The 25,679-nt window shown below is 68.0% G+C and carries 21 protein-coding genes and 1 tRNA gene; 2 read left to right on the plus strand and 20 right to left on the minus strand.

Annotated features, from left to right (window positions below):
* Nucleotides 1-41: 41 nt before the first annotated feature.
* Nucleotides 42-980, minus strand: a complete 939-nt coding sequence (locus tag SKED_RS09675) for an SDR family NAD(P)-dependent oxidoreductase (RefSeq protein WP_012866966.1) — start codon at nt 978-980, stop codon at nt 42-44.
* An 86-nt stretch (nt 981-1,066) separates the two neighbouring features.
* Between SKED_RS09675 and SKED_RS09680 the strand changes: the two genes are divergently transcribed.
* Nucleotides 1,067-1,615 carry a TetR/AcrR family transcriptional regulator gene (locus tag SKED_RS09680; protein WP_012866967.1) on the plus strand — a complete coding sequence of 183 codons (549 nt, stop codon included), beginning with the start codon at nt 1,067-1,069 and terminating at the stop codon, nt 1,613-1,615.
* A gap of 36 nt (nt 1,616-1,651) precedes the next feature.
* On the opposite strand, the gene SKED_RS09685 is transcribed toward SKED_RS09680, so the two are convergent.
* From SKED_RS09685 to SKED_RS09765, 19 genes are all read right to left on the minus strand, one after another.
* Complete coding sequence (locus SKED_RS09685) at nt 1,652-2,347, minus strand: response regulator (protein ID WP_042437937.1); 696 nt, start codon at nt 2,345-2,347, stop codon at nt 1,652-1,654.
* Nucleotides 2,344-3,564, minus strand: coding sequence for a sensor histidine kinase (locus tag SKED_RS09690; protein WP_012866969.1), 1,221 nt, complete (start codon nt 3,562-3,564; stop codon nt 2,344-2,346). The genes SKED_RS09685 and SKED_RS09690 overlap by 4 nt, the downstream gene beginning before the upstream one ends.
* An 80-nt stretch (nt 3,565-3,644) precedes the next feature.
* Nucleotides 3,645-5,924 (minus strand): MMPL family transporter, encoded by a 2,280-nt coding sequence (locus SKED_RS09695; protein WP_245534543.1) that lies wholly within the window; start codon nt 5,922-5,924, stop codon nt 3,645-3,647.
* A 507-nt stretch (nt 5,925-6,431) separates the two neighbouring features.
* Nucleotides 6,432-7,190 (minus strand): hypothetical protein, encoded by a 759-nt coding sequence (locus SKED_RS19975; protein WP_217167858.1) that lies wholly within the window; start codon nt 7,188-7,190, stop codon nt 6,432-6,434.
* Nucleotides 7,191-7,341: 151 nt separating this feature from the next.
* The gene (locus SKED_RS19500) at nt 7,342-9,900 is read right to left on the minus strand and encodes a DEAD/DEAH box helicase (protein ID WP_012866973.1); all 2,559 of its coding nucleotides are present in this window, start codon (nt 9,898-9,900) and stop codon (nt 7,342-7,344) included.
* A complete protein-coding gene (locus tag SKED_RS19510; RefSeq protein ID WP_012866974.1) occupies nt 9,897-10,808 on the minus strand; it encodes a HamA C-terminal domain-containing protein in 912 nt (303 codons plus the stop codon). Before SKED_RS19510 ends, SKED_RS19500 begins: the two co-directional genes overlap by 4 nt.
* A gap of 234 nt (nt 10,809-11,042) precedes the next feature.
* Nucleotides 11,043-11,119 (minus strand) — tRNA-Pro (locus tag SKED_RS09705).
* An 89-nt stretch (nt 11,120-11,208) separates the two neighbouring features.
* Nucleotides 11,209-12,606 carry a UTP--glucose-1-phosphate uridylyltransferase gene (locus tag SKED_RS09710; RefSeq protein ID WP_012866975.1) on the minus strand — a complete coding sequence of 466 codons (1,398 nt, stop codon included), beginning with the start codon at nt 12,604-12,606 and terminating at the stop codon, nt 11,209-11,211.
* A 218-nt stretch (nt 12,607-12,824) separates the two neighbouring features.
* Nucleotides 12,825-14,420, minus strand: a complete 1,596-nt coding sequence (gene der, locus SKED_RS09715) for a ribosome biogenesis GTPase Der (protein WP_012866976.1) — start codon at nt 14,418-14,420, stop codon at nt 12,825-12,827.
* A gap of 87 nt (nt 14,421-14,507) precedes the next feature.
* Nucleotides 14,508-15,119, minus strand: coding sequence for a YdcF family protein (locus SKED_RS09720; protein ID WP_012866977.1), 612 nt, complete (start codon nt 15,117-15,119; stop codon nt 14,508-14,510).
* Nucleotides 15,112-15,993, minus strand: a complete 882-nt coding sequence (locus tag SKED_RS09725; RefSeq protein WP_245534544.1) for a lysophospholipid acyltransferase family protein — start codon at nt 15,991-15,993, stop codon at nt 15,112-15,114. The genes SKED_RS09720 and SKED_RS09725 overlap by 8 nt, the downstream gene beginning before the upstream one ends.
* A gap of 80 nt (nt 15,994-16,073) precedes the next feature.
* Nucleotides 16,074-16,826, minus strand: coding sequence for a (d)CMP kinase (gene cmk, locus SKED_RS09730; RefSeq protein WP_012866979.1), 753 nt, complete (start codon nt 16,824-16,826; stop codon nt 16,074-16,076).
* Between the two features lie 170 nt (nt 16,827-16,996).
* On the minus strand, nt 16,997-17,359 hold the full coding sequence (aroH, locus tag SKED_RS09735) for a chorismate mutase (protein ID WP_012866980.1): 363 nt from the start codon (nt 17,357-17,359) through the stop codon (nt 16,997-16,999).
* A gap of 153 nt (nt 17,360-17,512) precedes the next feature.
* Nucleotides 17,513-18,304, minus strand: coding sequence for a pseudouridine synthase (locus tag SKED_RS09740; protein WP_012866981.1), 792 nt, complete (start codon nt 18,302-18,304; stop codon nt 17,513-17,515).
* Nucleotides 18,305-18,308: 4 nt separating this feature from the next.
* Nucleotides 18,309-18,983 (minus strand): SMC-Scp complex subunit ScpB, encoded by a 675-nt coding sequence (gene scpB, locus SKED_RS09745; protein ID WP_012866982.1) that lies wholly within the window; start codon nt 18,981-18,983, stop codon nt 18,309-18,311.
* Nucleotides 18,980-20,008, minus strand: coding sequence for a segregation and condensation protein A (locus tag SKED_RS09750; RefSeq protein ID WP_012866983.1), 1,029 nt, complete (start codon nt 20,006-20,008; stop codon nt 18,980-18,982). The genes scpB and SKED_RS09750 overlap by 4 nt, the downstream gene beginning before the upstream one ends.
* Entirely contained in the window at nt 19,992-20,873 is an 882-nt protein-coding gene (locus tag SKED_RS09755; protein WP_012866984.1) for a ParA family protein, read from the minus strand. The genes SKED_RS09750 and SKED_RS09755 overlap by 17 nt, the downstream gene beginning before the upstream one ends.
* A gap of 72 nt (nt 20,874-20,945) precedes the next feature.
* On the minus strand, nt 20,946-21,899 hold the full coding sequence (locus tag SKED_RS09760; protein ID WP_012866985.1) for a site-specific tyrosine recombinase XerD: 954 nt from the start codon (nt 21,897-21,899) through the stop codon (nt 20,946-20,948).
* Nucleotides 21,900-21,907: 8 nt separating this feature from the next.
* Complete coding sequence (locus SKED_RS09765) at nt 21,908-22,825, minus strand: heme o synthase (protein ID WP_425358127.1); 918 nt, start codon at nt 22,823-22,825, stop codon at nt 21,908-21,910.
* A gap of 525 nt (nt 22,826-23,350) precedes the next feature.
* On the opposite strand from SKED_RS09765, the gene tkt reads away from it, so the two are divergent.
* Nucleotides 23,351-25,528, plus strand: a complete 2,178-nt coding sequence (gene tkt / locus SKED_RS09770) for a transketolase (RefSeq protein ID WP_012866987.1) — start codon at nt 23,351-23,353, stop codon at nt 25,526-25,528.
* Nucleotides 25,529-25,679 lie beyond the last annotated feature (151 nt).

The raw sequence follows: 25,679 nt of genomic DNA on the forward strand, positions 1-25,679 counted from the left end.
CGCAGGACGCTGTAGCTGGTCATCCGTTGCCCGAAGGCTCGTCAGGCTGGGCCGACAGTGATCGGCAGGCCGGCGAGCTCTTCGACCTCACGCCACAGTCGCTCTGCTGCGCCGCCGTCCGGAGCGGCAGTCCTGGCGGGTGGCGGGACGGAGACCGGGGCACCACGCAGCGACCCGCTGGGTGAGAAGTACTCCCCACCGCGCACGTCCGGGTCGGTGACCGCCCTGACGGCAGACCACGCGGCGGTGTCCTTGCCCTGCGCCCACGGGGTGTACGGGTTGCGCTGGTAGGGCGTCGTGGCGTCGCGGATCCCGGGGCGCTCAGGCGTCTTCGCGTCGACACCCACCCCGGGTCGCGTCACGACGGACGCGACGGGCAGCCCGTGCGCGCGGAGTCTGCGGTCCAGCTCGAAGGCGAAGACCTCGGTCGCGGTCTTGGCCTTCGTGTACGCCGTGATGCCGAGTCTGGGGACCCGCCGCAGGTCGTCGACGCCCACTCGCAGCTGCTGGACAAAACCTGTCGAGGTGTGGACCACCCGGCTCAGGCTGCCGTGCGCGTCGGCGGAGGCGACGAGCGCCGGGAGCAGCCGGGCGACGAGCCTCGCGTTGGCGGCGACGTGGGTCCCGAGGATGAGCGGGAGGCCGTCCTCGGTCACGGCGCGGCGGTCCATGCTCATGACTCCCCCGTTGAGCAGGACGGCGTCCAGGCGGGGCAGCGACGCGAGCTCCTCGGCCGCGGCGTCGACCGATGCCAGCGAACCGAGCTCGAGCACGACGGATCGCACCGACGCGTGCGGGACTGTGCTGTTGATGGCGTCGGCGGCCTGTCGGAGCTTGTCCTGCGAGCGGGAGGCGAGGACGACGTCCGCTCCGGCGGCGGCGAGCTGTTCCGCGGCGAAGTAGCCGATCCCGGCGGTCGCTCCGGTGACGACGACGGTGCGTCCGGTCTGGTCTGGCAGTCGTGCGGGGTCCCAGGGCATGCTGTCCTCGTCTCTCAAGTGGATAGACTATCCGCCTAAACGCTAGCACAGACGGATAGGTCATCCACTTGCCGTAGGCTGGGGTCATGTCAGCCCTCCGCTCCGACGCAGCCCGCAGCAGGGCGCGCATCCTCGACGCCGCCCGGACGCTCGACCGGGCGACCCTGCGGCTCAACGACGTCGCCCGCGAGGCCGGTGTCGGCGTCGGGACGGTGTACCGCCACTTCCCGACGGTCCACGCGCTCGTCGAGGCCCTCTCCGCCGACACCCTCGACACCATGCTCGCCACGTCTCGGCGCGCTGCAGCAGACCCTGACCCGGGCGACGGGCTGGCGCTCTACCTGCGCTCCGCGCTCACGCTCCAGCTCGAGGACGGCGGTCTTCAGGCCGTGCTCCTCTCCCCCGACGACGAGGCCGAGTCCGTCCGGACCGCCAAGCGCGAGATCTTCGAGTCCTTCACCTCCGTCCTCGAGTCCGCCCGCGCCGCCGGCATCGTCCGCCCCGACCTCACGGTCGACCACCTGGCACACCTCGTCTGCGGCATCGAGCACGCAGTACGACTCGGCACGCCCGACGACTTCCCCCTGCTCCTGCAGGTGATGCTCGACGGGCTGAGGCCCCCAGCCAGCCGTTAAGGCTGGCCATAGGCAGTAGTCACGGCTCCACCGCCGCTAGACGAGGCCGGCGCGGAACGCGACGACGACCATCTGCGTCCGGTCTCGCACGTCGAGCTTGGCCATGGCGTGGCCGAGGTGCGTCTTCACGGTGTGCGGGGAGATGTGGAGCTGACGGGAGATCTGGAGGTTGTCGAGGCCCTGCGCGGCCTGCTTCACGATGGTCCGCTCACGCGGGGTGAGGCTCGCGACCTGCTGCGCGAGCACAGGGTCCGGCTCGGCGGGTCGCGGTGCCCGTGCGACGTGCTGGACGACGGCGCGGGTCGCCGTCTGCGACAGCATCACGTCGCCGGCTGCGACACCCCGGACCGCGTCGACGAGCTCGGCCGGTTCGGCGACCTTGCTGAGGAACCCGTCAGCACCCGCTTGGAGCGCCGCCAGGACGTCGGGGTCGTCGTCGAAGGTCGTGAGCACCAGGATCCGCAGCGACTCGAGGTCGGGCATGCTCCTCAGCCGTCGGATCGCCTCGATGCCGTCCAGGACAGGCATCCGCAGGTCCATGAGGACCACGTCGGGCCGCAGGCTGGCGCACATGCGCACACCGGTGTCCCCGTCCGCGGCCTCGCCGACCACGCTGAGGTCCGGGGCGCCCTGGAGGATCCCCCGGACACCGGCCCGGATCATGGCCTGGTCGTCGACCACCACCACGGTGGTCACCTGCCCGGCGCTCGCACCGGGAGTCGTCACACTCATGCTGACGGCCTCGCACTCTCGATCGGGAGGTCTGCGACGACCTCGAAACCCTGCTCGGTGTCCCCCACCGACAGGTGACCACCCGCTGCTGACACCCGCTCGTGCATCCCCACCAGACCGAAGCCCGCACGCCCAGGCTCGTCCGGCGACGACCCGTGCTGGTTGACGACGCGCACCGTCACCGACTGGTCGTCCCGGACGACGCTGGCCTCGACGCGACCGTCTCCGTACCGCACCGCGTTGGTGAGGCCTTCTTGCAGGACCCGGAACACCGTCACGTCGACGACCTGCGGCAGCTCCACACTGCTGTTGTGCTGCGCTGCGCCGTCGTGCTCTCCGGTCCCGACCCGTTCGGTGTAGGAGACCTGGACACCGGAGGCACGCACCGACCGGAGGAGGTCCGGCACCGCCGCCAGGCCCGGCACGGTGCGGCCCCGCGCCTCACGAGGCTCGCCCTCGTCGCGGAGCAGCTGCACGATCTGCTGCATCTCCCCCACGACGGTCCGGGCGGCCGAACGGATCGCACCGAGCGACGCGGCCGAGTCGTCCGGGGACGTCCGCAGGTTCTGCTCCGCGGCGCCGGCGTGCAGCGCGATGACCGCCACGGTGTGGGCGACGGCGTCGTGCAGGTCTTGTGCGATCCGCAGGCGCTCCTGGGTGAGGCGCTGCCCGACCTCCCGCTCCCGGTCGGCGGCCTCCGCACGGTTCTTGGCCTCGAGGGCGGCGATGTGCTCGCGCTGGGCGCGGACCGCGAGCCCGGCGCCGAGCACCGCGGCGGTCCACGTGATCAGCGCGAAGCTCAGCAGGTCGACCACGGAGTTCGACTGGGCGATGGTGCTCTGCGCGACCAGTGCGACGGCGAGCGTCCCCGCGGCCCACGCCGCGACCTGCCGGTCGTCCCGGAGCGCCACGCTGAACAGGCACACCTGGGTGATGACCCAGAAGGCGAGCGTGAGCCACATGGAGCCGGGCCAGGCGAAGCCGGCAGCGGTGGCCGCGACGGCGGAGACCATCCACGCCGGGCGCGGTGCGCGGCGTCGTGCGACGAGGCTGAGTGCTGCGACGGCGAGCAGGGCGAGCCCTGCGGGTGGGACTGGTTCCGTCTGGCCGACGGCGGAGACCACGGCGATGACACTCACAACGTCGAGCAGGCCCTCCCACAGCCGGGTCGACCGGATCTGCAGCCGGGCTGCTGACTGCGTCTCGGGGGTGGGCACGGCCCTAGGGTCCCATCTCGGCGGCGCGTCCGGTGACGACCGCCGGGCGACGCGCCGACCGGAGGGCCGTGCCCCTGCCGTCACAGGCTCTGACCTGCCAGCTCCCGCTGCTGCGTCTCGACGCTGGTGGGGCTGTCGTCGAGCGCGTGGCCTTCCGGGTCGAGGTCGGGCAGGATGCGGCCGAGCCAGCGCGGGATCCACCAGGCCTTCTCACCGAGCAGGGCGAGGAGGGCCGGGACCACGACCATCCGCACGACGAAGGCGTCGGCGAGCACCCCGACCGAGAGCGCCAAGGCGATGGACCCGACGAGCGGGTCGAGGCCGAGGGCGAAGCCGCCGAAGACCGCGGCCATGATCGACGCCGCAGCCGCGACCACGGTGGCGCTGCGCCGGAAGCCCTCGACGATGGCGTCGGACGGTGCCATGCCTGCCCGGTGGGCTTCGTGCATGCGGGAGACGAGGAACACCTGGTAGTCCATCGCGAGCCCGAAGAGGATCCCGACCACGAGGATCGGCAGCAGGGACGGCACCGGGTCTCCCTGCGGCGCCTGGATGAGTGCGTCCAGCCACCCCCACTGGAACACCGCGACCATGACCCCGAGACCGGCGCCGAGCGACAGCAGGAACCCGACGGTCGCGACCAGTGGCACGAGGAGCGACCTGAACAGCAGCACGAGCAGCACCAGCGACAGCCCGACGACCACGAGGAGGTACGTCATCAACGCGGAGGTGAGCAGCGCGGCGATATCGAGGGCGAAGGCGGTCGTCCCAGTGACGAGCATCTGGACACCGTCGACGGAGGTGCCGCGGATCGCCTCGACGAGATCATCGGTGGCGGGGTCGATCGCGCCGGTGGTGGGCACCACCGTGACGATGGCGGTGGTGCCGTCCGGGGAGGTCTGCGCCGGGGCGACCGCCGAGACACCGTCGAGCGCAGCGAGGGCTGACTCGACACTGGGGAGCGCGGACTGCAGGTCAGCGCCGTCGGGTTCGACGAGGACGACGAGCGGGCTCTGGGCTCCGGCCCCGAACGCGTCGGCGACCATCTCGTAGGCGGCGCGCTCCGTCGAGTCGGGGTCGGGACCGCCGGGGGTGGTGAGGGCGGTCTGGAGCGAGAGCACCGGGACGGCCAGGAGGAGCAGGATCGCGGTGGCCGGGACGAGTGCCGTCAGCGGGCGGCTGACGACGCGGCGACCCCAGCGCTCGAGGAAGCTCGTCCGCGTCGGAGCCGCCGGCACGTCCGGGCGACCGTGTGCGCGCTCTGCGCGTGGCAGGGCGCGGCGGCCCATCCAGGACATCAGGCCGGGCAGGAGCGTCAGTGCCATGAGGACAGCGACCAGGACGGCGGAGGCTGCGGCGAGCCCCATCTCGGTGATGGTCGGGATGCCGACGACGGTCAGGCCGGCGAGGGCGATCATCACGGTCGCGCCGGCGAACACCACCGACGTCCCGGCGGTGCCGGTCGCCCGACCCACCGCATCCTCGACGTCGCGCCCGTCGCGGAGCTCTGACCGGAACCTCGCCAGGATGAACAGACCGTAGTCGATGCCGACGGCCAGGCCCAGCATGATCGCCAGGATCGGGGTGACGGAGCCGACCGGGACGAGCGCCGAGAATGCGAAGATGCCCACGGTCCCGACGATGACGCCGAGGAGCGCGACGATCATATTCGCGCCCGCGGCAGCGAGCGAGCCGTAGGTGACGAGCAGGACGAGGAACGCGACGGTCGCACCGACGGCCTCGGTCGGGCCGATGAGCTCGACCGGTTCGACCGAGAGGGAACCGCCGACCTCGGCGGTCAGCCCGGAGGCACGGGCGGACGCTGCGAGGTCCTCCGTCGCGTGCTGGGCTGCTGCTGCAGCGTCTAGGTCGTCGGACAGGTCTGTGAAGCTGATCTGCACGACGGCCGTCGTCAGGTCTTCGGAGACGAACGGTGTCTCTGGAGCCAGCGGGTCCGCGACCGATGTCACGCTGGGGAGCGCCTGAGCGTCAGCCACCAGGCCTCGCACGACGGATGCTGCGGGGTCCGACGTGATGTCGTCCGCGACCAGCACCAGCTGGAGCTCGGAGAGGGAGTCGGCGGCCGGGACGCCGAACTGTGCTTCGACGATGTCGAGCGCCAGACCCGACTCGGTCTCCGGAAGCCCCTCTTCTTCGGACAGCTGAGCGCTGGTCGCGGCGATGCCGCCGAGACCGAGGAGGGCGACGGTCCACACCAGGAGGACCACGAGACGGTGCCGGGCGCTGAGCACACCCAACCTGTAGAGCAGCCGAGCCATGAGAGTCCTCTCGAAGATGATGCCCACGCTCGAGACGAGGGGGCTGGCATCAGCCTCGTCGGGTGTGTGGGGCTGGGGCATCGCCTTGGTGGAGGGTGGGGACTCATTCATCTGGGTGAGGTAGCGCGGGCTGGCGATACGTTTGTCGCTTGAATCAATATATCGATCAGGGCTGGAGGTCGGGAGGGACAAGGCACGGCGCCCTGCCGACGACTACAGGATGGCCACCTGGCCGAGATCCGCCACGACGAGGTGCTCCAGCTCGAACAGTTGGCGCTCGCCCCGACCGCCCCAGACACAGTCCGGCCACTCCCTGACCTAGGAGGGCACGTGTGGGTTCGAGTGAGCCGGCCGCAGCACGCCAACTCGGGGAGACTGGGAAACCCCATAACGTTTACACAAGTGATAAAACAGCGGTGATCGGCGACGCCCGTCGAAAAACAAAAATGATTCTGGACTGAAACACCCGCTTCACCGAAAAACACCGAGAAGAAACGGACGCAGAGTTCATCGAGTTGGAGCCGGCAACGGACCGACTACTCACAGGACCGCCTAAAGGCAATCTTACACTAATTCCCGGCCCGCAAATCACCAACACTCGCGATACTCCCAACCACCTTCGATGTAGTCACTCCTCGTACTGAGCCCGAACGAGGCCGCGACACGAATCAGGTCAACAAACATAGGTAAGGGCTTCGGTTTCCAAGTTTCCACGCGGTCGAATCCGACACCCGACGAAGATGGCAAGTGCAACGTGTAACTGGCAAAATATCGCGGCAGGTCGTAAGCAACGCGCCCGTCTTCAACTAAATACACCATTGGGTGATGTTTATCAACCGTCACGGTAACGGGCACGTTATCTCCCGGAGTGCGAACCCCCTCACAATCTACCGAGACCAGAAAGACTTCAACTTTAACGACGCTGGACGAACCCGAAACGCCGAGACTGGGAACGAGCATCCCGACAATGATAGTAGCCGCCACTCCGGCAGCCGCCCAACTCACGGAACGACGCTCGTTGCTCGACATTGCGCGCCGACGAAGAATCTGAAAGACCCTAACGGACACCACAATCACAGAGACTCGAGCCAAAAAGGTGATAAGTGGTATGCCGACTTCGGCCGGCAGAGCCAATCTAACTCGAACGGAAAGCACCAGGAGCCCTGCGCATACCAGCACACACAAACCTCCAGTCAGCAGTAGAGGCCAAATTTGAAGCTTTTCAAGACTGGCAATGAAAACGGCGCACAGCAAGAGATTCGAGACGCTTAGGATCCAACCAACAATCGACAACTGGCCGTTGCCGCTATCCAGAACGAGCGCGGTGGCCCATGAAGCGAAAACCACCAGAGGCCACACATACAAGGTAGACTTCCAGATCGAACGTCTGCCCGCCTCACTCTCCAACCGCCGCGAACGCCGACTGGACGCCACTGAGTTATGCTCTGATTCAAGTTGGCCTTCGGCGTTGACGCTACTTTTACCCGGAATCATCTCTTCACTGCTCGCTTAGGCTAGGTGGTTCGAGTCGGGCCAGGCCGGAGCGAAGAGCAAGCACTTCTTTCTCCACTATCTTCGGCAGAGGAAGCCGTTTGATGTCAAAGTTGGAAAGCCAGTTCAGGGCTTCATCACCCATCCACGGTTCGACAGGAACATAGGCGGCGAGCGCTACGGTCGACGTTCGCGAAAGCCCCAAAGTGGTTAGAGCCACCTCGTTGGGCTTCGACACGCCGAGCTCGAGCAACATCACCACGTCGGGCCGACTACTCGGAACCGGCTGCCCCCGCCTTAACGCCTCAACACGAACCAGGTCCTCATACAGAGCCAAGTGTTTTGGTGCGTGGAATCTGACGATGTTTTCAACGTCAGAAAGTACACCCCTGATTGCCGCGGGGATATTTTTCCTTTGGTAGATCCGCTGATCAATGAGCATTGGCAACGGCACCCCGAGCATCCAATTCACAATTAGGTTCGCCAGTTGCCATTTTCTCTTGTCTGAATCGGGAGACATCGCCACGGAACCAAAGGCCGTAGTGACGTGTTCACCAATTCGACAGAGCGCGCGCTGATATTTCAGCTTCGAATCCCCCTCGGTTGGACCTGGCAGCCAGAGATTCTCAAGATCGCTCTCTGCCGAGAACGACGCCAGCAATCTCTCCATTGCGAATGGAGATACACCCGAATGGCGAGAGATGATCTCCTTCGGGAAGGGAGCATTGTCGACCACCGCACCGATACGATTACGAAGCTCGTCCCTCAGAGATTCCTCGGGGACTTTAGAAAGCATGTCAGTCAGATCGCGGCCCGCAGCATAGCGGGAACAAAGGTATGAAAAAAGATATTCTTCAGGACCAGATATCGCCGATCGCTCGGACCGATCGATATACTCAAGAAGATCGGGAGTCCGTGCGAGGCCTTGCGTGGTCGCCAGAATCAGTTTAGATCTTTTGCGAACAAGTGGAAGGTTCTCCCAAGTACCAGAGACGTCAGTATCGATGCAAACAACATTGCCCTGAAATTCTTTCCCCCAACGACCAGCCCGTCCAGCCAGATTCCAGAAGTCGCTTTCAGTGAGCGGGTTACCTACGCCCTTCTTCGGATTCCGCATGAAAATGTTACGACACGGAAGATTCACCCCCTCGAGCAGCGTTGAAGTACATACCAAGTAGCCAATATGGCCACTGCTAAAAAGCCTCTCGATCTCCGATCGAACCACTAAAGGCATGTTGCCGTAGTGGAATGCGATCCCGGCGTTCAAAGCGTCGATTAAAGCGTAGTCCGGATGCACGACAGTCTCCAGGAGTTTCTGCAGATTGCGAACCTCATCATTCTGAATCGATTTTCTGTTAAGTTGCGCGAGCACTGCTGAGACTTTTTCTGCTTCACTTGCCCCATTTACATAGACTATATTGCCGCCCGATTTCCCACCTAGAGCAAAAGCAACATTGGCTATTCGCTCCGGCAAAGAATTCGGGCGTTCAGGAAGTTCAATATGGCCAAGGTTTCTAATAGTCCCTTCGTGCGCGTACCTGACGGCACGAAGTAGCGGCTTTCCCTTGACTGCCTCGACTCGCAGCAAGTTCTGGTTGACAGTTACTGCCTCAGATACGAAATGCTCTGATGAAACTTCTTTGGGCCTGTGTGTAAGATGAATGTCTGGGTTAGAACTTAGTGGACTTGCAAAAATTACCTGCATTCTTGCATTCGCGGCCACTGCTCGGTCGATCACCTGCTGCAGCAGAATTCCGCGCTCCACTGCGCCCAGCCCTTGAGCCTCGTCGACGAACAGCAGATCGACCTTGAAGTCAGAGAATTTCTCTTGCACAAGGTGCAGGCGCTCTTGTGTTAGCACTAATACTCGTTTGTCGCCTTCCGAGATCTTAGGATCCCAAGGCATTGTGAAGACACCTGTGTTTATCGGTACGCTACTCCGGTAATCAGCCGAGACTTCCTCGACTAGAGCCCGGGTCGGGCAAAGGTAGACCGCCGTCAAGCGGGGCGTTTCTCGAAGCAGTTCGAGAAACCATTCACGCACAATTCTCGACTTGCCCGCAGATGTCGGAGCAGAAACACTGATCCACTGATTCGACTGCGCAATCTGCCAGACTTCTCGCTGGAACCTGTTGACTTCAAGGCGCTCGCCGCTTGCTATTGGAATAACGCGGGCCATGGATCCGCGTATCGATTCCAATCGTAGAAGCGGAGGCAGTGAAGCTGGCACTTGCGGTTGGACCAGGCCTTTTGCTGCCGCCATTTGGACCGTCCGAGAATTTCCAATTCTGTTTAGCAGTAGCACCGCTGCTTGCTTTTGGGATTCATCGGTGTTTTCGTTCGTGAGGCAGGACGTTGCTACTCGAAGAACGGAAGCCTCGGAGCGTTCGGTCCGAAAGGACGAGATTGCGCTCGCGCAAAAAATCAGAAAGTTCCAGTCCAAGACAGCCGGATCAGCCTCCCCATCGTTCACAACCATGGGGAATTCTCGACGCAACTCTTGCCGCCTCATTTCGTGAAAACTATCACGAAAAGTACTGTTTTCTAGAACGTCGTCCTCGTTCATCGGCCTCCCAACTTCCTACGAACAGCTTTTCGTAGTTCTGCAACGCTTGGAAAAGGTATGCAGAACACGTCAATTTCGATGTCGACCAGAGAATGCTCTGAGACTCTGCGCTTCACGGCATTCTCCCATCGGTTGATCTTTGCCGATAGCTCCGCTCGCTCCGCCTCCACAAGGCACGATGTATTCGGGTAGGCCTCTAAGTCGAAACCAATAAGGCAGACACCTCCCCACTTCACTTGGAGCGCCTGCGGATCGGAGGTGGTGAAATAGCGGACCAAGTGCGTGGCTAGCTCTGGGTGATCGACATTGATGTTGTCGCGCACGAGTTGGAGATCTCGACGTCTAGCGTCGTGGCCGTCCGGAGCAAGAAAAGGCTTAATGCTATTAAAACAGTCCCTGAAAGCGTCTGTACTTGATTTGTAGAGCTTCGACTCGCCCCAAAAGACGTTAAGGATTCCTTCGTCATCGATCCGGGCATGAACGCCGTCCGCACCGTGGACGTGCATCTGCGAACTTGTCTTCAAAGGCATTTTGGCGATGATTTGTGGGAGGCCAAGGAGTTGCTCGCTCAGAAGGAAGAGCAGGAGTTCCCCACCTTCTCCAGATTCATCCGCATCCACAAAGAGTTCTTGCGCTTCCTGCTGAAGGCTGGCAACGTGCATCGTACTTCGAGTCCGCTGGTAGTGGGCGTTGGCCGCCTCAATCCGCTCTCTGGGTACACAGAAATCGACCACGGCGTATGCCATTGCTGAGCTCAAAAGATCAACTGCAGGCGTACCTGTGGAGTCGGTGGTCACGAAGTGGGTCCGTACCGTAGATCGAGTCCCGTCAAGCTTCTTTGGCTCTCCGAATGCACCGACTAGGTGTAGAAAGTCCGACGTGTCTCCTCGCACTAGAGAATCCATCATCTCTTGGAACACGAATCCGTCGGGAGGCAAGGTCTGGGCCTGTCTGTTTTAGGGCGATCCTGTCCCGCCCCATGCTAAGTGAGGTCGGCTCATGTGCCCTGAACAGAGGGGGGTGAAGTCATGCGGGTGGGCTCGTGGGCCTCGCTCCGCTTGCACCTACGTTCGATGCTCCTGAATCGCTAGAGGGCGATCCCGGATTACTCCGAAACCGCCCTCTTCGACGTACTTCAATGCTGGTCGGGCTGACAGGATTTGAACCTGCGACCCCCTGACCCCCAGTCAGGTGCGCTACCAAGCTGCGCTACAGCCCGTGGGTTCTCTCGCCGGTCCGAAGACCGCCGGTGAGTACCTCACCAGCCCCGCAGGGCCGAGAAGAACATTACCCCATCCTGAGGGGTGCTCACGACACGTCGAGGCCGTCGGCGCTGATCGTGGTCCCGGACGGGACGGTTCCGGGCTGGCCCGGGTCGGTCAGCCGCGCCTCCCCCACAGCCGTCACGCCGGCCTCGAAGGTCCAGTCCCCCTCGACCCTCAGCGCCGTAGCCCTGACCAGCGACGGAGCCCCCTGGGCGAAGCGAGCGTCGAACTTCCCGATGGTCTTGTAGTGGTCGGGATCCAGGTCCACGTACGGGGCCTCGACGGCCGCTGTGAGCCTGTAGTCCTCCCCCAGCTCGTAGACGTCGCTGCGGAGCACCAGGAGGTCGTTGGTGGTCTTCACGGGCAGGAACCTGGACCGGTCGACCTCCAGCACCCTGGCGCCCTCGAAGACTTCGATGGCGGCGCCCATGGCGGACTCGATCTGGATCACGGGAGTGGACGACGCGTCGGAGGGGTCCACGGTCTTGGAGTTCTTGATCAGCGGCAGCTGCAGCACACCACCGGTGCGCTCGAGCTCGGCGGCGAGGGCCTTGAGGTCGAACCAGAGGTTGTTGGTGTTGAAGTACTTGTGCTTGGAGATGTCAGCAGCCGCTGCAGCGTCCTCGTCGAGGGTCTGGGCCGTCTCCCGCAGGACGATCCTCCCGTCGCTCTTGCGGACCACCTGGTGGCCTCCCTTGCGGTCTGCTGGCGTCCGCACGGCGACCTCCGCGCCGAAGGGCGCACCGGACTGCGCGAACCAGCCGGCGACGGCCGCGTCGGGTGACGCACCGAGGTTGTCGGAGTTCGACACGTGCGCGTACTCGAAGCCGGCCTCCAGGAGCGCTGTGAGCACCCCTGACGTCTGCAGGGCCGTGTACAGGTCCCCGTGGCCCGGAGGGCACCACTCGAGGCTCGGGTCGGCCTCCCACGTCACCGGGGTGAGGTCGTCGGCGCGCAGCTTGGGCTCGCGGTTCTGGATGAAGTCCAGCGGGACTCCGTCGACAGCCACGTCGGCGTGCTTGTCGAGGGCCGCGAGGGTGTCGTCACGCGTCCGGAAGCTGTTCATGAAGATCAGGGGCAGCCGCGCGCCCGACGTCGCCCGTGCGTGGCGTACCTGGCCGACGATGATGTCGAGGAACGTCTCGTCGCCGCGGACGGTCAGCAGCGACTTGGCCTTGTCCATGCCCATCGACGTGCCGAGGCCGCCGTTGAGCTTGATGATCGCCGTCTTCGCCAGGGCGTCCTTGCCCACCTGCTCCGGGACGTCCAGCTCCGACTGCTTGTCGACGTCGACCAGAGGGTCCACGTCGGACTCGGGGATGACCCCCGTCTCCCCCGACTCGAGCAGCCGGTAGAAGTGGGAGAAGACGTCGATCGCCGTCCCGGCCACCCCACCGTCGCGCATCTTCTGCTGGGCCTGGAGAAGTCCTGAGTCGCTCATGCCCCGACTGTAGTGAGAACGGACGCACGCGGACAGCCGGGGCGCTGTGGACAGCGTCAGATCACACCAGGAGCCCTTCCAGGAGCCCTCCCAGGCGCCCCAGACAGCCCTCGACGCCCTCCCACCAGGTACGACGAAGGCCGGGCCCCGCAGACGACTGTCTGCAGGTCCCGGCCTGGTCGGACGATCAGAGCGTTAGCGCTTGCGCGCTAGATCGCTCAGCGCTTGCGCTTCTCGCGGACGCGCACCGAGATGGAGATGGGCGAGCCCTCGAAGCCGAAGGTCTCGCGCAGGCGCCTCTCGATGAAGCGGCGGTAGCCGGCCTCGAGGAACCCGGTGGCGAAGATGACGAAGCGCGGCGGGCGCGTCGACGCCTGCGTCGCGAAGAGGATGCGCGGCTGCTTGCCACCACGCAGCGGGTGCGGGTTGGCGGCGACGAGCTCACCCATGAACGAGTTCAGGCGACCCGTCGAGATGCGGGTGTCCCAGGACTCGAGCGAACGCTCGAGGGCCGGCACCAGACGGTCGGTGTGCCAGCCGGTCGCGGCCGAGATGTTGACGCGCGGCGCCCACTGGACCTGCACGAGGTCCTTCTCGATCTCACGCTCGAGGAACGGACGACGGTCCTCGTCCATGAGGTCCCACTTGTTGTACGCGATGACCACAGACCGACCGGAGTCGATGACCTGCGAGATCACGCGGGTGTCCTGCTCGGTGAGCTTCTCGCTCGCGTCGAGGAGCACCACGGCCACCTCGGCCTTCTCGATCGCGGCTTGCGTGCGCAGCGACGCGTAGAAGTCCGCACCCTGCGTCTGGTGCACGCGGCGACGGATACCTGCGGTGTCGACGAACACCCAGTCCTTGCCCTTGAGCTGGATGAGCTCGTCGACCGGGTCGCGGGTCGTCCCGGCGGTCGGGTCGACGACGACGCGGTTGGAGCCGGCGACCTTGTTGAGGAGCGACGACTTGCCGACGTTCGGGCGGCCGACGAGGGCCACGCGGCGCGGGCCGTTCGGGACGGCCACGCCGTGCTCGGTCTTGGTGGGGAGCTTGCGCATCGCGGCGTCGAGCAGGTCACCGGTGCCACGGCCGTGCAGGGCCGAGACGGGGTGCGGCTCGCCGAGGCCCAGGCTCCACAGCTCCGAGGCGTCAGCCTCGGCGCGCGGCCCGTCGACCTTGTTGGCGCACAGCACCACGGGCTTGCCGGACTTGCGGAGCAGCTTGACGACCTGCTCGTCGGTCGCGGTCGGGCCCACGGTCGCGTCGACCACGAACATCACGGCGTCGGCGAGCGAGATGGCCACCTCGGCCTGCTCGGCCACGCGCGCCTCGATGCCCGCGACGTCGACCTCCCAGCCACCGGTGTCGACGAGCATGAAGCGGCGCCCGCCCCACTCGGCCGGGTAGCTGACGCGGTCACGCGTCACGCCGGGCTTGTCCTCGACGACAGCCTCACGGCGGCCGATGATGCGGTTGACGAGCGTCGACTTGCCGACGTTCGGGCGGCCGACCACGGCCAGCACGGGCAGCGGCACGCCGACACCCTCGCCAGAGCCGTCGTCGAACTCGCCGCCGAGGAGCGCGAGGTCCTCGTCGCCGAGCTCGTACTCCTCGAGGCCGACGCGGAGCGCGTGCTCGCGCTGGGCATCGTCGCCGTCGGACTCCGTGCCGTCGCTGAGGGGCACCTGCGGCTGCGTCGTCTCAGACGACTCCGTCTGGGCAGACTCGGGGACGTCAGACGTCGGCTGTGGCGCTGATGTGGGGTCCGCGGTCGTCGCGGTGTCCTCTGAAAGGTTCTGCTCAGGCGTGCTCATACACCTATTCTCCCAGTCCTGCGGCCGATTCACGAACACGTGGGTGATCGGCTGCATCACATCTGGAGAATCCGGTCGAACCGGGTGTCAGCGGGGCGGCTGCGGGCGGGAGTACCGGCGGTTGCGCAGCTGCGCACGGAGGGCGATGACGGGCATCGCGGGCTTGAGGAGCGTGAGCTCGCCGGTGCGGTGCTCGCGGCCGCGCACCAGGCGCTCGGCCAGGTCGGGGCGGACTGCCCTCAGCATCTCGCGGGCACGGGAGGCGTGCGCCGCGGTGGACACGATCTTGATGCGGTCGGCGCCCTCGAGCACCGGGACGACGTTCTGGACGTTCTCCCACGTCGACCGGCTCTCGGTCTCGACGAGCAACCGTCCGCGGTAGCCGAGGCTCCGTGCGTAGGCGGCCATCACCTCGGCCTCGGGGACGGAACCGGCGACGGCGCCGCCGGACATCACGAGGACAGTCTCGGCTTCCGGGTCCACCGACCGCAGGCCGGCGCGGACGCGCTGGCGGTTGACGACGTTGGGCCGGGACCCGCGGTTGCGGTAGCCGAGGACGACCACCGCCTCGCGGTCGCCAGGGCCTGGTGCGCTGCCGAGGGCGCGGCGGCTCTCCCGCCAGTCGTAGACCTCCCCCGCGACCAGCACCGCGCCGAGCACGGCGATGCCGACCAGCGAGGCACGACGACGGTCAAGCACCGTGCGAAGGGCCCTGGTCTGTCGCGTCGGGCACGTCGGCCGTGCTGCTCGCACCGGTGACGTCGGGGGCACCGGCTGCACCGGTCACCCCATGCACCGCAGCGGCTCCGGGTACTCCCGGACCTCCAGGGATTCCCGGCGCCCCGGGGACCCCGGGCGCGGGCGGCTCGACGGCGAGCCCAGCGCCCTTCTCCCGGTTCGGGTCGTCGAGGGGCAGGCTGATCCCGCTGCGCTCGACCGCTCCGGCCACGAGCTCGGCGAGGGCGTCGCGGATCTCGCGGTTGGCGGCCTCGAGGGTCGCCCGGCCGGAGACGCCGGGGGTGCGCTCGACGACGATGGGCTGACCCACCTCCACGTACAGGCGTCGGCGGAAGCCGGGGATCGCGCCGACCTTCTGGCCGGTACGTCGCGTCCCGAGGACAGCCACCGGCACGACGGGCGCACCGGAGGTCAGCGCGAGCCACGCGACGCCGGCGCGGACCTCGGCGAGGTCACCGCGACCGCGGTTGCCCTCGGGGAACACCCCGACCGCTCCCCCGCGCTTGAGCACCGCGAGAGCGGTGGTGAGCGCCGAGCGGCCGCCCTCGCGGTCGACCGGGATCTGACCGGCAGCACGCAGCACCGGGCCGAGCGGGCCGCGGAACATCGAGTCCTTGACGAGGATGTGCAGCGGGCGCCGGGCGACGCCGAGCACCACGGGACCGTCCATGAGACCGGTGTGGTTCGCAGCGACGAGCACCGGGCCGTCGAGGGGCAGGTTCGACCCGTTGACGACGCGCGTGCTCCACACGACCTTGGCGAGGAACCGGCCGACCCAGCGAGACCACGCCGGGCCCGCTGGCCCGGGGATCGTCGCGAGCGGCGGCTTCGTCACGTCGCGACGGACGGAGGCCTTGCCCGGGGCACCGTCGCCCCGGGACCTGCCTCCGCTCGCGCGTCCCCCTGCTGCAGCCATCAGCGCTGGCCGGTGCGCTCGACGACCTCCAGCACGGCCTGCACGGTCTGCTCGAAGTCGAGGTCGGAGGAGTCGACGGTCACGACACCGTCGGCTGCCACGAGGAACTGGGACACGGTCGAGTCGTCGCGGTCGCGGCGCACCACCTGGTCGCGCGTCGCCTCCACGGACGACGCGTCGGCGTCGCCGTGCACGTCCTTGGCGCGGCGCGCCAGGCGTGCCTCCTCGCTCGCGGTGAGGAGCACGCGGACGTCGGCGTCGGGCGCGACGACCGTCGTGATGTCGCGGCCCTCGGCCACGACACCCACGCCACCGGAGAAGCCGGCGGTGCGCTCGACGTCGATGAGCTCACGCTGACGACGGCGCAGCTCCGCGCGCACCTCGAGGTTGGTGGCCACGGCGCTCACGGCCGTCGAGATCGACGAGTCGCGGATCGCCTCGGCGATGTCCGTGCCGTCCACGTGGACCGTGGGGTCCGACGGGTCGACGCCGATCTCCAGCGGCATGCTCGCCACGAGGGCGGCCACGGCCGGCTGGTCGGTGAGGTCGACGCCCTGGTGCACGCACCACCATGTCGCCGCGCGGTACATCGCACCGGTGTCGAGGTACGCCAGCCCCAGGCGGCTGGCCACCTGGCGGGAGACGCTCGACTTGCCCGAGCCCGAGGGCCCGTCGAGGGCGACGACCAGCGGGCGGGCGACGTCGGTCGTCTCCGCGTGGGCGAGGTCGTGCGCGATGCTCGCAGCAGCCACCGCGGCGCCGCTCGTGGCACCGACCGCGGCCGCACTCATGGCCGCGGCCGTCGCGCCGCTCAGGGCAGCGGTCGTGGCACCGTCAGCACTCGCCGCGCCGTCCTGCGACGCACCCGTCCCGCCCTCGAGGCTCTCAGGCGTTCCGCCGAGGCTGTCTGTCGCGCTGTGGCTCACTGGGCAAGGTCCTTCCGCAGGGTGGTCGCGCCGTGCAGGTAGACGTGCTGGACGTCCCTGCGCGGCACCTCGAGGTTGACGTGCGCCATGAGCCGGACGACCCGGGGCAGCGCGTGCGGCACGGCGATCTCCGTCGCGCACATGAGGGGCACGTCGCCGAGCCCCATCTCCCGGGCGGCAGCGGCCGGGAAGTCCGACACGAGGTCGGGCGTGCACGTGAAGACGATGGAGATGAGCGCCTCGGTGTCGAGGTCGTTCGCCCGCAGCACCTCCTTGACGAGCTCCCTGGTGCGCTCGAAGAGGTGCTCGCGGTCGTCGACCTCGAGCTGCGTGGCGCCGCGGATCGCGCGCACCGTCATGGTGTCTCCGTTCGGTCAGGCTGGGTGATGCGGTGAGGCTGGGTCGTGCGGTGAGGCTGGGGGCGCCGGTGACGCTAGGTGGTGCTGTGACGCCGGGTGGTGCCGTGGTGCGCAGAAGGCCGCCGGTCTCCCGGCGGCCTGTCTGCGGTGGTCTTAGAGCCCGACCTCGGCCATGAGCGTGCCGAGCTCGGTCTGACCGATGACGCGCACGCGACCCTGACGCAGGTCGCCCAGGCGGATCGGGCCGATCTTGGTGCGGACCAGCTGGGTCACGGGGTACCCGGCGGTCTCGAACATGCGGCGGATGATGCGGTTGCGGCCCTCGTGCAGCTCGACCTCGATGAGGCTGGCCTGCGGGGTCGCGTCGACCAGGCGGTACTTGTCGACGGTCGCGACGCCGTCCTCGAGCTCGATGCCCTTGAGGAGCGTCGTCCCGAGGTTGGCGGGCACGCGGCCCTCCACCTGGACCGTGTAGGTCTTGGTGATCTTGTACTTGGGGTGCGTCAGACGGTTGGCGAGCTCGCCGTCGTTCGTCAGCAGCAGCAGACCCTCGGAGTCGGCGTCGAGACGGCCGACGTGGAACAGGCGCTCCGGACGGTCCGCGACGAACTGCGCGAGCGTCGGGCGACCCTCGGGGTCGTGCATGGTCGAGACCACGCCGAGCGGCTTGTTGAGAGCCAGCGTCAGCAGCGACATGTCGAGCTGGATGCGCAGCCCGTCGACGTGCACCACGTTCTTGTCGGGGTCGATGCGGACGCCGAGCTCGTGCACGGGCACGTCGTCGACCGTCACACGACCAGCCGTGATGAGGTTCTCGCACGCACGGCGAGAACCCAGCCCTGCCGTCGCGAGGACCTTCTGCAGGCGCACACCGTCGGGGACGTGGACGTCGCGAGGTGCTTCCTGCGGGCGGGCTTTCTTGCGTCCGCCACGGGTGTTGCTCATGTACTCATTCCTCCAGTTGTGCCACAGCGGGCTGTTCTGCCGCCTCGGCGGGTCGGCCCTGCGCCCACCGCCCGGTGAGCTGTCCACGACCGGGGTCGTCGGGCAGCTCCAGGGCGTCGATCTCGGGCAGGTGCGGAGCCAGTGCGGGCAGCTCGTCGAGTGACGACAAGCCCATGCGCTCCATGAAGTATCCCGTAGTCCGGTACAAGAGCGCACCACTGGACTCGTCAGAGCCGTCCTCGACGATCAGACCGCGCATCGTCAGGGTACGCACGACGCCGTCGACGTTGACCCCACGGACGGCCGAGACCTGGCCACGGGTGACCGGTTGACGGTACGCGATGACGGCGAGGGTCTCGAGCGCAGCCTGCGACAGGCGGGCCGACTGCCCCTCCGTCACGAACTGCCCGACCACGTCGGCGAACTCCGGTGCGGAGTAGACGCGCCACCCGCCACCGGACTCGCGCAACTCGAAGCCCGGACGACGCGCCGCAGACCGGTACTCCGTCTCCAGGCGCCACAGGTGGTCGGCGGTGCGGTCGACCGGGAGCCCGAGCGCAGCGGCCAGGCGCACCACGGAGACGGGCTCGTCGGCGACCATGAGGATCGCCTCGATCGCCGCGAGGACACCGCCGGGGCGGTCCTCGAGCGGGACGTGCTCGACGTCGTCAACGGTCATGAGGGTGACTCCGTCGGCTGCGCCGTCACTACCGACTGCGCCGTGCCTACCGACTGCGCTGTGCCTACCGGCTGCGCCGCCATCTGCGCGATGGTCTCGTCGGTCACGCTCTCGGCGGCCACCGTGACCTCGTCGGCGGGCTCGACCTCGTCGAAGTCGCCGCGGACCTCCACGTCGCCGTCGTCGTCGCCCGTCCAGCGGACCGTGAGCTCGGCGAGCGGGGTGATCTGGTCGAAGCCGACCACGCCCTCGCGGAACAGCTCGAGGAGGGCGAGGAAGCGCGAGACCACCACGAGGACGGACTCGGCGTCGGACACGAGGTCGCGGAAGGTGAGGGCGCCACCGGCGCGCAGGCGCTCGACGACGATGGCCGCCTGGTCGCGGACGCTCACCGCGGGCGCGTGCAGGTGCGCGACGTCGACCGTCGGCGGGGCCGGCTTCGGTGCGAGGGCGTGCGCGGCCAGCGCGGCGAGGTCCTGCGGGGTGGTGGTCCACACGAGCTCGGGCAGCAGGGCCGCGAACTGCGTCTCCAGCGGGACCGAGCGCGGCGTGCGGCGCCCCTGCTCCGCCAGGCGCTCGGAGAACACACCCGCCAGCTGCTTGTACGCCCGGTACTGCAGCAGCCGGACGAACAGCAGGTCGCGGGCCTCGAGCAGCTCGAGGTCCTCGGAGTCCTCGACGTCGCCCGAGGGCAGCAGGCGTGCCGCCTTGAGGTCGAGCAGGGTCGCCGCGACGAGCAGGAACTCGCTCGTCGTCCCGAGGTCACGCTCCCCCGACCGCAGGTAGGCGATGAACTCGTCCGTCACCTGGGCCAGCGCGATCTCCGTCACGTCGAGCTTGTGCTTGGCGATGAGCGACAGCAGCAGGTCGAAAGGACCCTCGAAGTTGTCGAGGTGCACCGCGAAGGCGGAGGACACCTGCTCCTGGGCTGGCACCACGACGTCGGTCGCAGAGGGCACCGCGACGTCCGTCGCAGGAGACACCGCGACGTCGGTCGCGGCCGGTGCCTCAGGCAGCGTCGCCACGCGCGATGAGCTCACGGGCCAGCTGGCGGTACGACGTCGCGCCCGAGTGGTTCGGGGCGTAGGTGGTGATCGGCTCGGCGGCCACCGAGGCGTCCGGGAACTTCACCGTGCGGCCGATGACCGTCTGCATGAGGGTGTCGCCGAAGGCCTCGTAGACGCGCGCCACGACCTCGCGGGAGTGCAGGGTGCGGGGGTCGAACATCGTCGCGATGATGCCGTCGACCTCGAGGCGCGGGTTGAGACGGTCACGCACCTTCTCGATGGTCTCCACCAGCAGCGCCACACCGCGCAGCGCGAAGAACTCGCACTCGAGCGGGATGAGCACGCCGTGCGCGGCCGTGAGGGCGTTGACGGTCAGCAGGCCGAGGGACGGCTGGCAGTCGACGAGGATCACGTCGTACTCGTCGAGCACGGGGCGCAGCACGCGGGACAGGACCGACTCGCGTGCCACCTCGCCGACCAGCTGGACCTCGGCGGCCGACAGGTCGATGTTGGCCGGCAGCATGTGCAGGCCCTCGACGTTGGTCGGCACGATGATCTCGTGGATGTCGGCCGAGCGCTCCATGAGGAGGTTGTAGACCGTGCGGTCGAGCTCGTGGGGGTTGATGCCCAGGCCCACGGACGCGGCGCCCTGCGGGTCGAAGTCGACGATGAGCACCCGGCGCCCGTACTCCGCGAGGCACGCCGCGAGGTTGATGGTGGTGGTCGTCTTGCCGACCCCACCCTTCTGGTTGCACATCGCGATGATGCGCGCGGGACCGTGCCCCGAGAGCCGCTCGGGCTCGGGGAAGTCGGGAAGGAGGCGCCCGACCGGGTCGCGGCGGGGCTCGTTGATCTCGGTGCTGCTCGGGGCCTGACTACTCACGCGGCAACGCTACCGCAGGCGTGTCGCAAGGGCCTGCAAGCGCGCCGCGACGGTGGCGCGCCACGGCACCGCTCAGGCGAGGGCTCGTGGGTGGGACTGGACGTAGACCTCGCGGAGCGAGTCGGCGGTGACCATCGTGTACAGCTGCGTGGTGGTCACCGAGGCGTGCCCCAGCAGCTCTTGGACCACGCGGACGTCGGCCCCGCCCGAGAGCAGGTGGGTCGCGAAGGAGTGCCGCAGGGTGTGCGGCGAGATGTGCTCGGCGCCGTCGAGCCCGGCGGTCTCGGCCGAGGTCCGCAGCACCTGCCAGGCGCTCTGCCGGCTGAGCCGCGCCCCGCGGGTGTTGAGGAACACCGCGGGTGTCCCCCGCCCTGCCGCCATGAGGACGGGGCGGGCGCGCACCAGGTACGCCTGGATCGCCTCGACCGCGAAGGACCCGACGGGGACCACGCGCTCCTTGCTGCCCTTGCCGAACAGCCGGACGGACTCGAGGCCCGGGGTGAGGTCGAGGTCATCGACGTCGAGGGTCACGGCCTCGGAGATGCGGGCACCCGTCGAGTACAGCAGCTCGAGCAGCGCTCGGTTGCGGACCGAGGCGACCGTGTCCCCCGCGCCGGCCGCGGCGAGCAGGCGCTCGACGTCGTAGGTGGAGATCGCCTTGGGCAGGCGCTTGCCCTGGCTCGGCGGCCGCACGCCCGCGGTCGGGTTCGCGGGGGCGAGGCCCTCGGCGACGCAGAAGGTGTGCCAGCCGCGGACGGCGGCGAGGCTGCGGGCCGCTGACCCGGCCGCGAGGGCCGAGCGCCCGTCGGACCCGGTGCGGACCACGGTGACGTAGTCCTCGACGACGGTGGTGGTCACGTCCTCGAGGGCCAGGTCGAGGGACTCGAGGTACGCGACGTAGCGGTCGAGGTCGCGGCGGTAGGCGGCGACGGTGTTCGTCGAGCGACCACGCTCGATGGTCAGGTGGTCGAGGTAGCCCTGGACGGCACGGCGGAGCCGGTCACCCCGGGCGTCCGCTGCGACCACCGCTCACCTCAGAAGGGCAGGAAGACGTCGACCGCGACGGCGACGAACAGGAGCGTGAGGTAGGTGATCGAGCCGTGGAACACCTTCATGGCGCCGAGCTTGCCGCGGCTGGGGTCGGCGGCGCGGCGGTACATGCCGATGCACTGACCGAGGAACCAGGCACCCAACAGCGAGGCGACCACGGCGTAGACCCAGGTCATGCCCTCGAGCGGGACGAGCGCGAGCGAGCACGCGATCATGGCGACCGTGTAGATGATCATCTCGCGGGCGACCTTGAGGTCGTCGGCGACGACGGGGAGCATCGGGACGCCGGCGTCGGCGTAGTCGCGGCGGAACTTCATCGACAGCGGCCAGTAGTGCGGCGGGGTCCAGAAGAAGATCACGAGGAACAGCGCCACGGCGCCCCAGCTGAGGCCACCGGTGACCGCGGACCAGCCGATGAACACCGGCATGCAGCCCGCGATCCCGCCCCACACGATGTTCTGCGGGGTGCGGCGCTTGAGGATCATCGTGTAGCCGACCACGTAGATCGCGATCGCCGCGGCGGTCAGCAGCGCCGAGGCCATGTTGACGAAGACCGCGAACCACGCGAGCGACACGGCGCCGAGCACGAGGCCGAAGATCAGCGCGTTACGGGGCGAGACCTCGCCGGTGACGATCGGGCGACGCTTGGTGCGGTTCATCACCTCGTCGATGTCACGGTCGAGGTAGCAGTTGAGGACCCCCGACGCGCCGGCCGCGCCGGCACCGCCGACGAGGGTGGCGAGCACGAGCCACAGCGACGGGAAGCCGCGCTCGGCGAGCATCATCGTCGGGATGGTCGTGACGAGCAGGAGCTCGATGACGCGCGGCTTGGTCAGGGCGACGTACGCCCCGATCCGGCGCCGCAGCACCGCGCCCCGGGTCGGCTGCCCAGCCGTGGGCAGCGCCTCACCTGCCACGTCGGGGCTGGGGAGGTGTGCCGAGGCAGGGCTTGAGGTGTGCACGCGGGCCGATTTCCGTTCTGCGTCCGAGAGAAGCCGGCGCTCGTCGCGGGATCATCCACGCCCAGGCCAGCACAACGTCCGACTCATCGTACGTGCCGTAGGTCCTGAGTCCCGGCCATCTGCGCGAGATTTCGACTGTGATCTGTTCGGCGACCTGTTCCGCGACACGATTGTTAACGTTCACACTCCCGTCGCCCGGACGCGCTATCGTGCCGGTGCGGGCCACAGCACGTCGACGGTCACCGGTGACCGTCTGCCGGACGTCACCGCCCAGACCGGGGCGTACGCGCGTAGTGTGGAACGCGGAATCCAGAGCGACCGACGGGCACGCCCGCCGAGGACCACGGCCTCGCCGCGGTCGTCCGGCGCACCAGCCCGCCAGCTGCTGACGTCCTCCGACGCCCCGCAGGCTCTGACCACGACAGATTCTGGCGTGCACGCACGCCACGACAGAGATGAGGTCCGGTGAACTCCTTCACCCCAGCGCAGCAGCCCTTCGACTGGTCCGAGCTCGACGACCGCGCGGTCGCCACGATCAAGGCTCTCGCCGCCGACGCCGTCGAGAAGGTCGGCAACGGCCACCCCGGGACCGCGATCTCGCTCGCGCCCGCCGCGTACACGCTCTTCCAGAAGGTCATGCGTCACGACCCGAGCGACTCGCACTGGGTCGGTCGCGACCGCTTCGTGCTGTCTGCCGGTCACTCGTCGCTGACCATCTACCTCCAGCTGTTCCTCTCCGGCTACGACGTCGACATCGACGACATCAAGTCGCTGCGCACCTGGGGCTCGAAGACCCCCGGTCACCCCGAGTACACGCACACCGACGGTGTCGAGATCACCACCGGCCCCCTCGGCCAGGGCCTCGCCTCCGCCGTCGGCATGGCCATGGCGGCCCGTCGCGAGCGCGGCCTGCTCGACCCGAGCACCGCCCCCGGCGAGAGCCCCTTCGACCACTCGATCTTCGTGATCGCCGGCGACGGCGACCTGCAGGAGGGCGTCACCTCCGAGGCCTCGTCCCTCGCGGGCCACCAGCAGCTCGGCAACCTCGTGGTCATCTACGACCAGAACCAGATCTCGATCGAGGACGACACCAACATCTCGTTCTCCGAGGACGTCCTCGCTCGCTACGAGTCCTACGGCTGGCACACCCAGCGCGTCGACTGGACTCAGGGTGGCACCGGCTACGTCGAGAACGTCGAGGAGCTGCACGCCGCGCTCTCGGCCGCGAAGTCCGAGACCGGCAAGCCGTCGATCATCGCGCTGCGCACCATCATCGGCTGGCCGTCGCCGAAGAAGCAGAACACCGGCAAGATCCACGGCTCGGCGCTCGGCGCCGACGAGGTCGCCGGCCTCAAGGTCAACCTCGGCCTCGACCCGGAGAAGTCCTTCGACGTCGCCGACGAGGTCCTCGCCCACGCCCGCGAGGTCGGTGCCCGCGGCGCCGAGGCCCGCAAGGCCTGGACCGTCGGCTTCGACGCGTGGAAGACCGCCAACCCCGAGGGCGCTGAGCTCCTCGAGCGCCTCACCACCCGCACCCTCCCCGAGGGCTGGGACTCCGTGCTCCCGACCTTCGAGGGCGGCAAGGACGTCTCGACGCGTGCCGCGTCGGGCAAGGTCCTCACGGCGCTCGCGCCGGTGCTCCCCGAGCTCTGGGGCGGCTCGGCCGACCTCGCCGAGTCCAACAACACCACGATGGAGGGCGAGCCGTCCTTCATCCCCGCCGAGCACTCCACGGCGGCCTGGACCGGCAACCCCCACGGGCGCACGCTGCACTTCGGCATCCGTGAGCACGCCATGGGCGCGATCCTCAACGGCATCGTGCTGCACGGCGGGACGCGCGCCTACGGCGGCACGTTCCTCGTGTTCTCCGACTACATGCGTCCGGCGGTCCGCCTCGCGGCCCTCATGCGCATCCCGTCGACCTTCGTCTGGACCCACGACTCCATCGGTCTCGGCGAGGACGGCCCGACGCACCAGCCGATCGAGCACCTCGCCGCGCTGCGCGCCATCCCCGGTCTCGACGTCGTCCGCCCCGCGGACGCCAACGAGGTCGCCTGGGCCTGGAAGACCATCCTCGGTCACACCGACCGCCCGGCCGGCATCGTCCTGACCCGTCAGAACGTGCCGACCTACGCCCGTGGAGAGGGTGCCGCCACCGGCGAGACCTTCGGCTCGGCCGCTGGCGTCGAGAAGGGTGCCTACGTCCTCGCCGAGGCCCCGAACGGCACGCCCGACGTGATCCTGCTGGGCACCGGCTCCGAGGTCCAGCTGGCCGTCGACGCCCGCGAGGCCCTCAAGGCCGACGGCGTCAACGCCCGCGTGGTGTCCGTCCCGAGCCGCGAGTGGTTCGACCAGCAGGACGCGGAGTACCGCGAGTCGGTCCTCCCCGCCTCGGTCAAGGCCCGCGTGTCGGTCGAGGCCGCCGTGGCCCAGGGCTGGCGCGAGCTCGTCGGCGACGCCGGCCGCTCGATCTCGATCGAGCACTACGGCGCCTCCGCAGACTTCAAGACGCTCTACCGCGAGTTCGGCATCACCACCGAGGCCGTCGTGGCCGCCGCCAAGGAGTCCATCGAGGCCGCGGGCTCCTCCGCCCCCGGCGCAGCCCCGCAGCCCTCCGAGGGCGGCACGGCCGACCGTCCCTGACGCACGCCCATGACATGCCCGTGGCGCGTCCGCACAGCCCTCTCCGGAGGGCCTCGCGGGCGCGCCACGGGCATGAGTGGGGGTGTGAGCGACGAGACGCGCGCTCTGATCGCGGGCTGCGTCCTTCTCTGATTCGATGGAACAGGGACGG

Origin of the sequence: Sanguibacter keddieii DSM 10542 (assembly GCF_000024925.1) — a bacterium.
In the GTDB taxonomy this organism is placed as follows: domain Bacteria; phylum Actinomycetota; class Actinomycetes; order Actinomycetales; family Cellulomonadaceae; genus Sanguibacter; species Sanguibacter keddieii.

What these genes read in the sequence shown, in the direction of transcription:
- SKED_RS09710 (WP_012866975.1), bottom strand. Translation starts at nt 12,606, where the DNA reads ATGAGCGACTCAGGACTTCTCCAGGCCCAGCAGAAGATGCGCGACGGT.
- SKED_RS09740 (WP_012866981.1), bottom strand. Translation starts at nt 18,304, where the DNA reads ATGAGCAACACCCGTGGCGGACGCAAGAAAGCCCGCCCGCAGGAAGCA.
- SKED_RS09680 (WP_012866967.1), top strand. Translation starts at nt 1,067, where the DNA reads ATGTCAGCCCTCCGCTCCGACGCAGCCCGCAGCAGGGCGCGCATCCTC.
- SKED_RS09685 (WP_042437937.1), bottom strand. Translation starts at nt 2,347, where the DNA reads ATGAGTGTGACGACTCCCGGTGCGAGCGCCGGGCAGGTGACCACCGTG.
- SKED_RS09675 (WP_012866966.1), bottom strand. Translation starts at nt 980, where the DNA reads ATGCCCTGGGACCCCGCACGACTGCCAGACCAGACCGGACGCACCGTC.
- SKED_RS19500 (WP_012866973.1), bottom strand. Translation starts at nt 9,900, where the DNA reads ATGAACGAGGACGACGTTCTAGAAAACAGTACTTTTCGTGATAGTTTT.
- SKED_RS19510 (WP_012866974.1), bottom strand. Translation starts at nt 10,808, where the DNA reads ATGATGGATTCTCTAGTGCGAGGAGACACGTCGGACTTTCTACACCTA.
- aroH (WP_012866980.1), bottom strand. Translation starts at nt 17,359, where the DNA reads ATGACGGTGCGCGCGATCCGCGGCGCCACGCAGCTCGAGGTCGACGAC.
- der (WP_012866976.1), bottom strand. Translation starts at nt 14,420, where the DNA reads ATGAGCACGCCTGAGCAGAACCTTTCAGAGGACACCGCGACGACCGCG.
- scpB (WP_012866982.1), bottom strand. Translation starts at nt 18,983, where the DNA reads ATGACCGTTGACGACGTCGAGCACGTCCCGCTCGAGGACCGCCCCGGC.
- SKED_RS09695 (WP_245534543.1), bottom strand. Translation starts at nt 5,924, where the DNA reads ATGCCCCAGCCCCACACACCCGACGAGGCTGATGCCAGCCCCCTCGTC.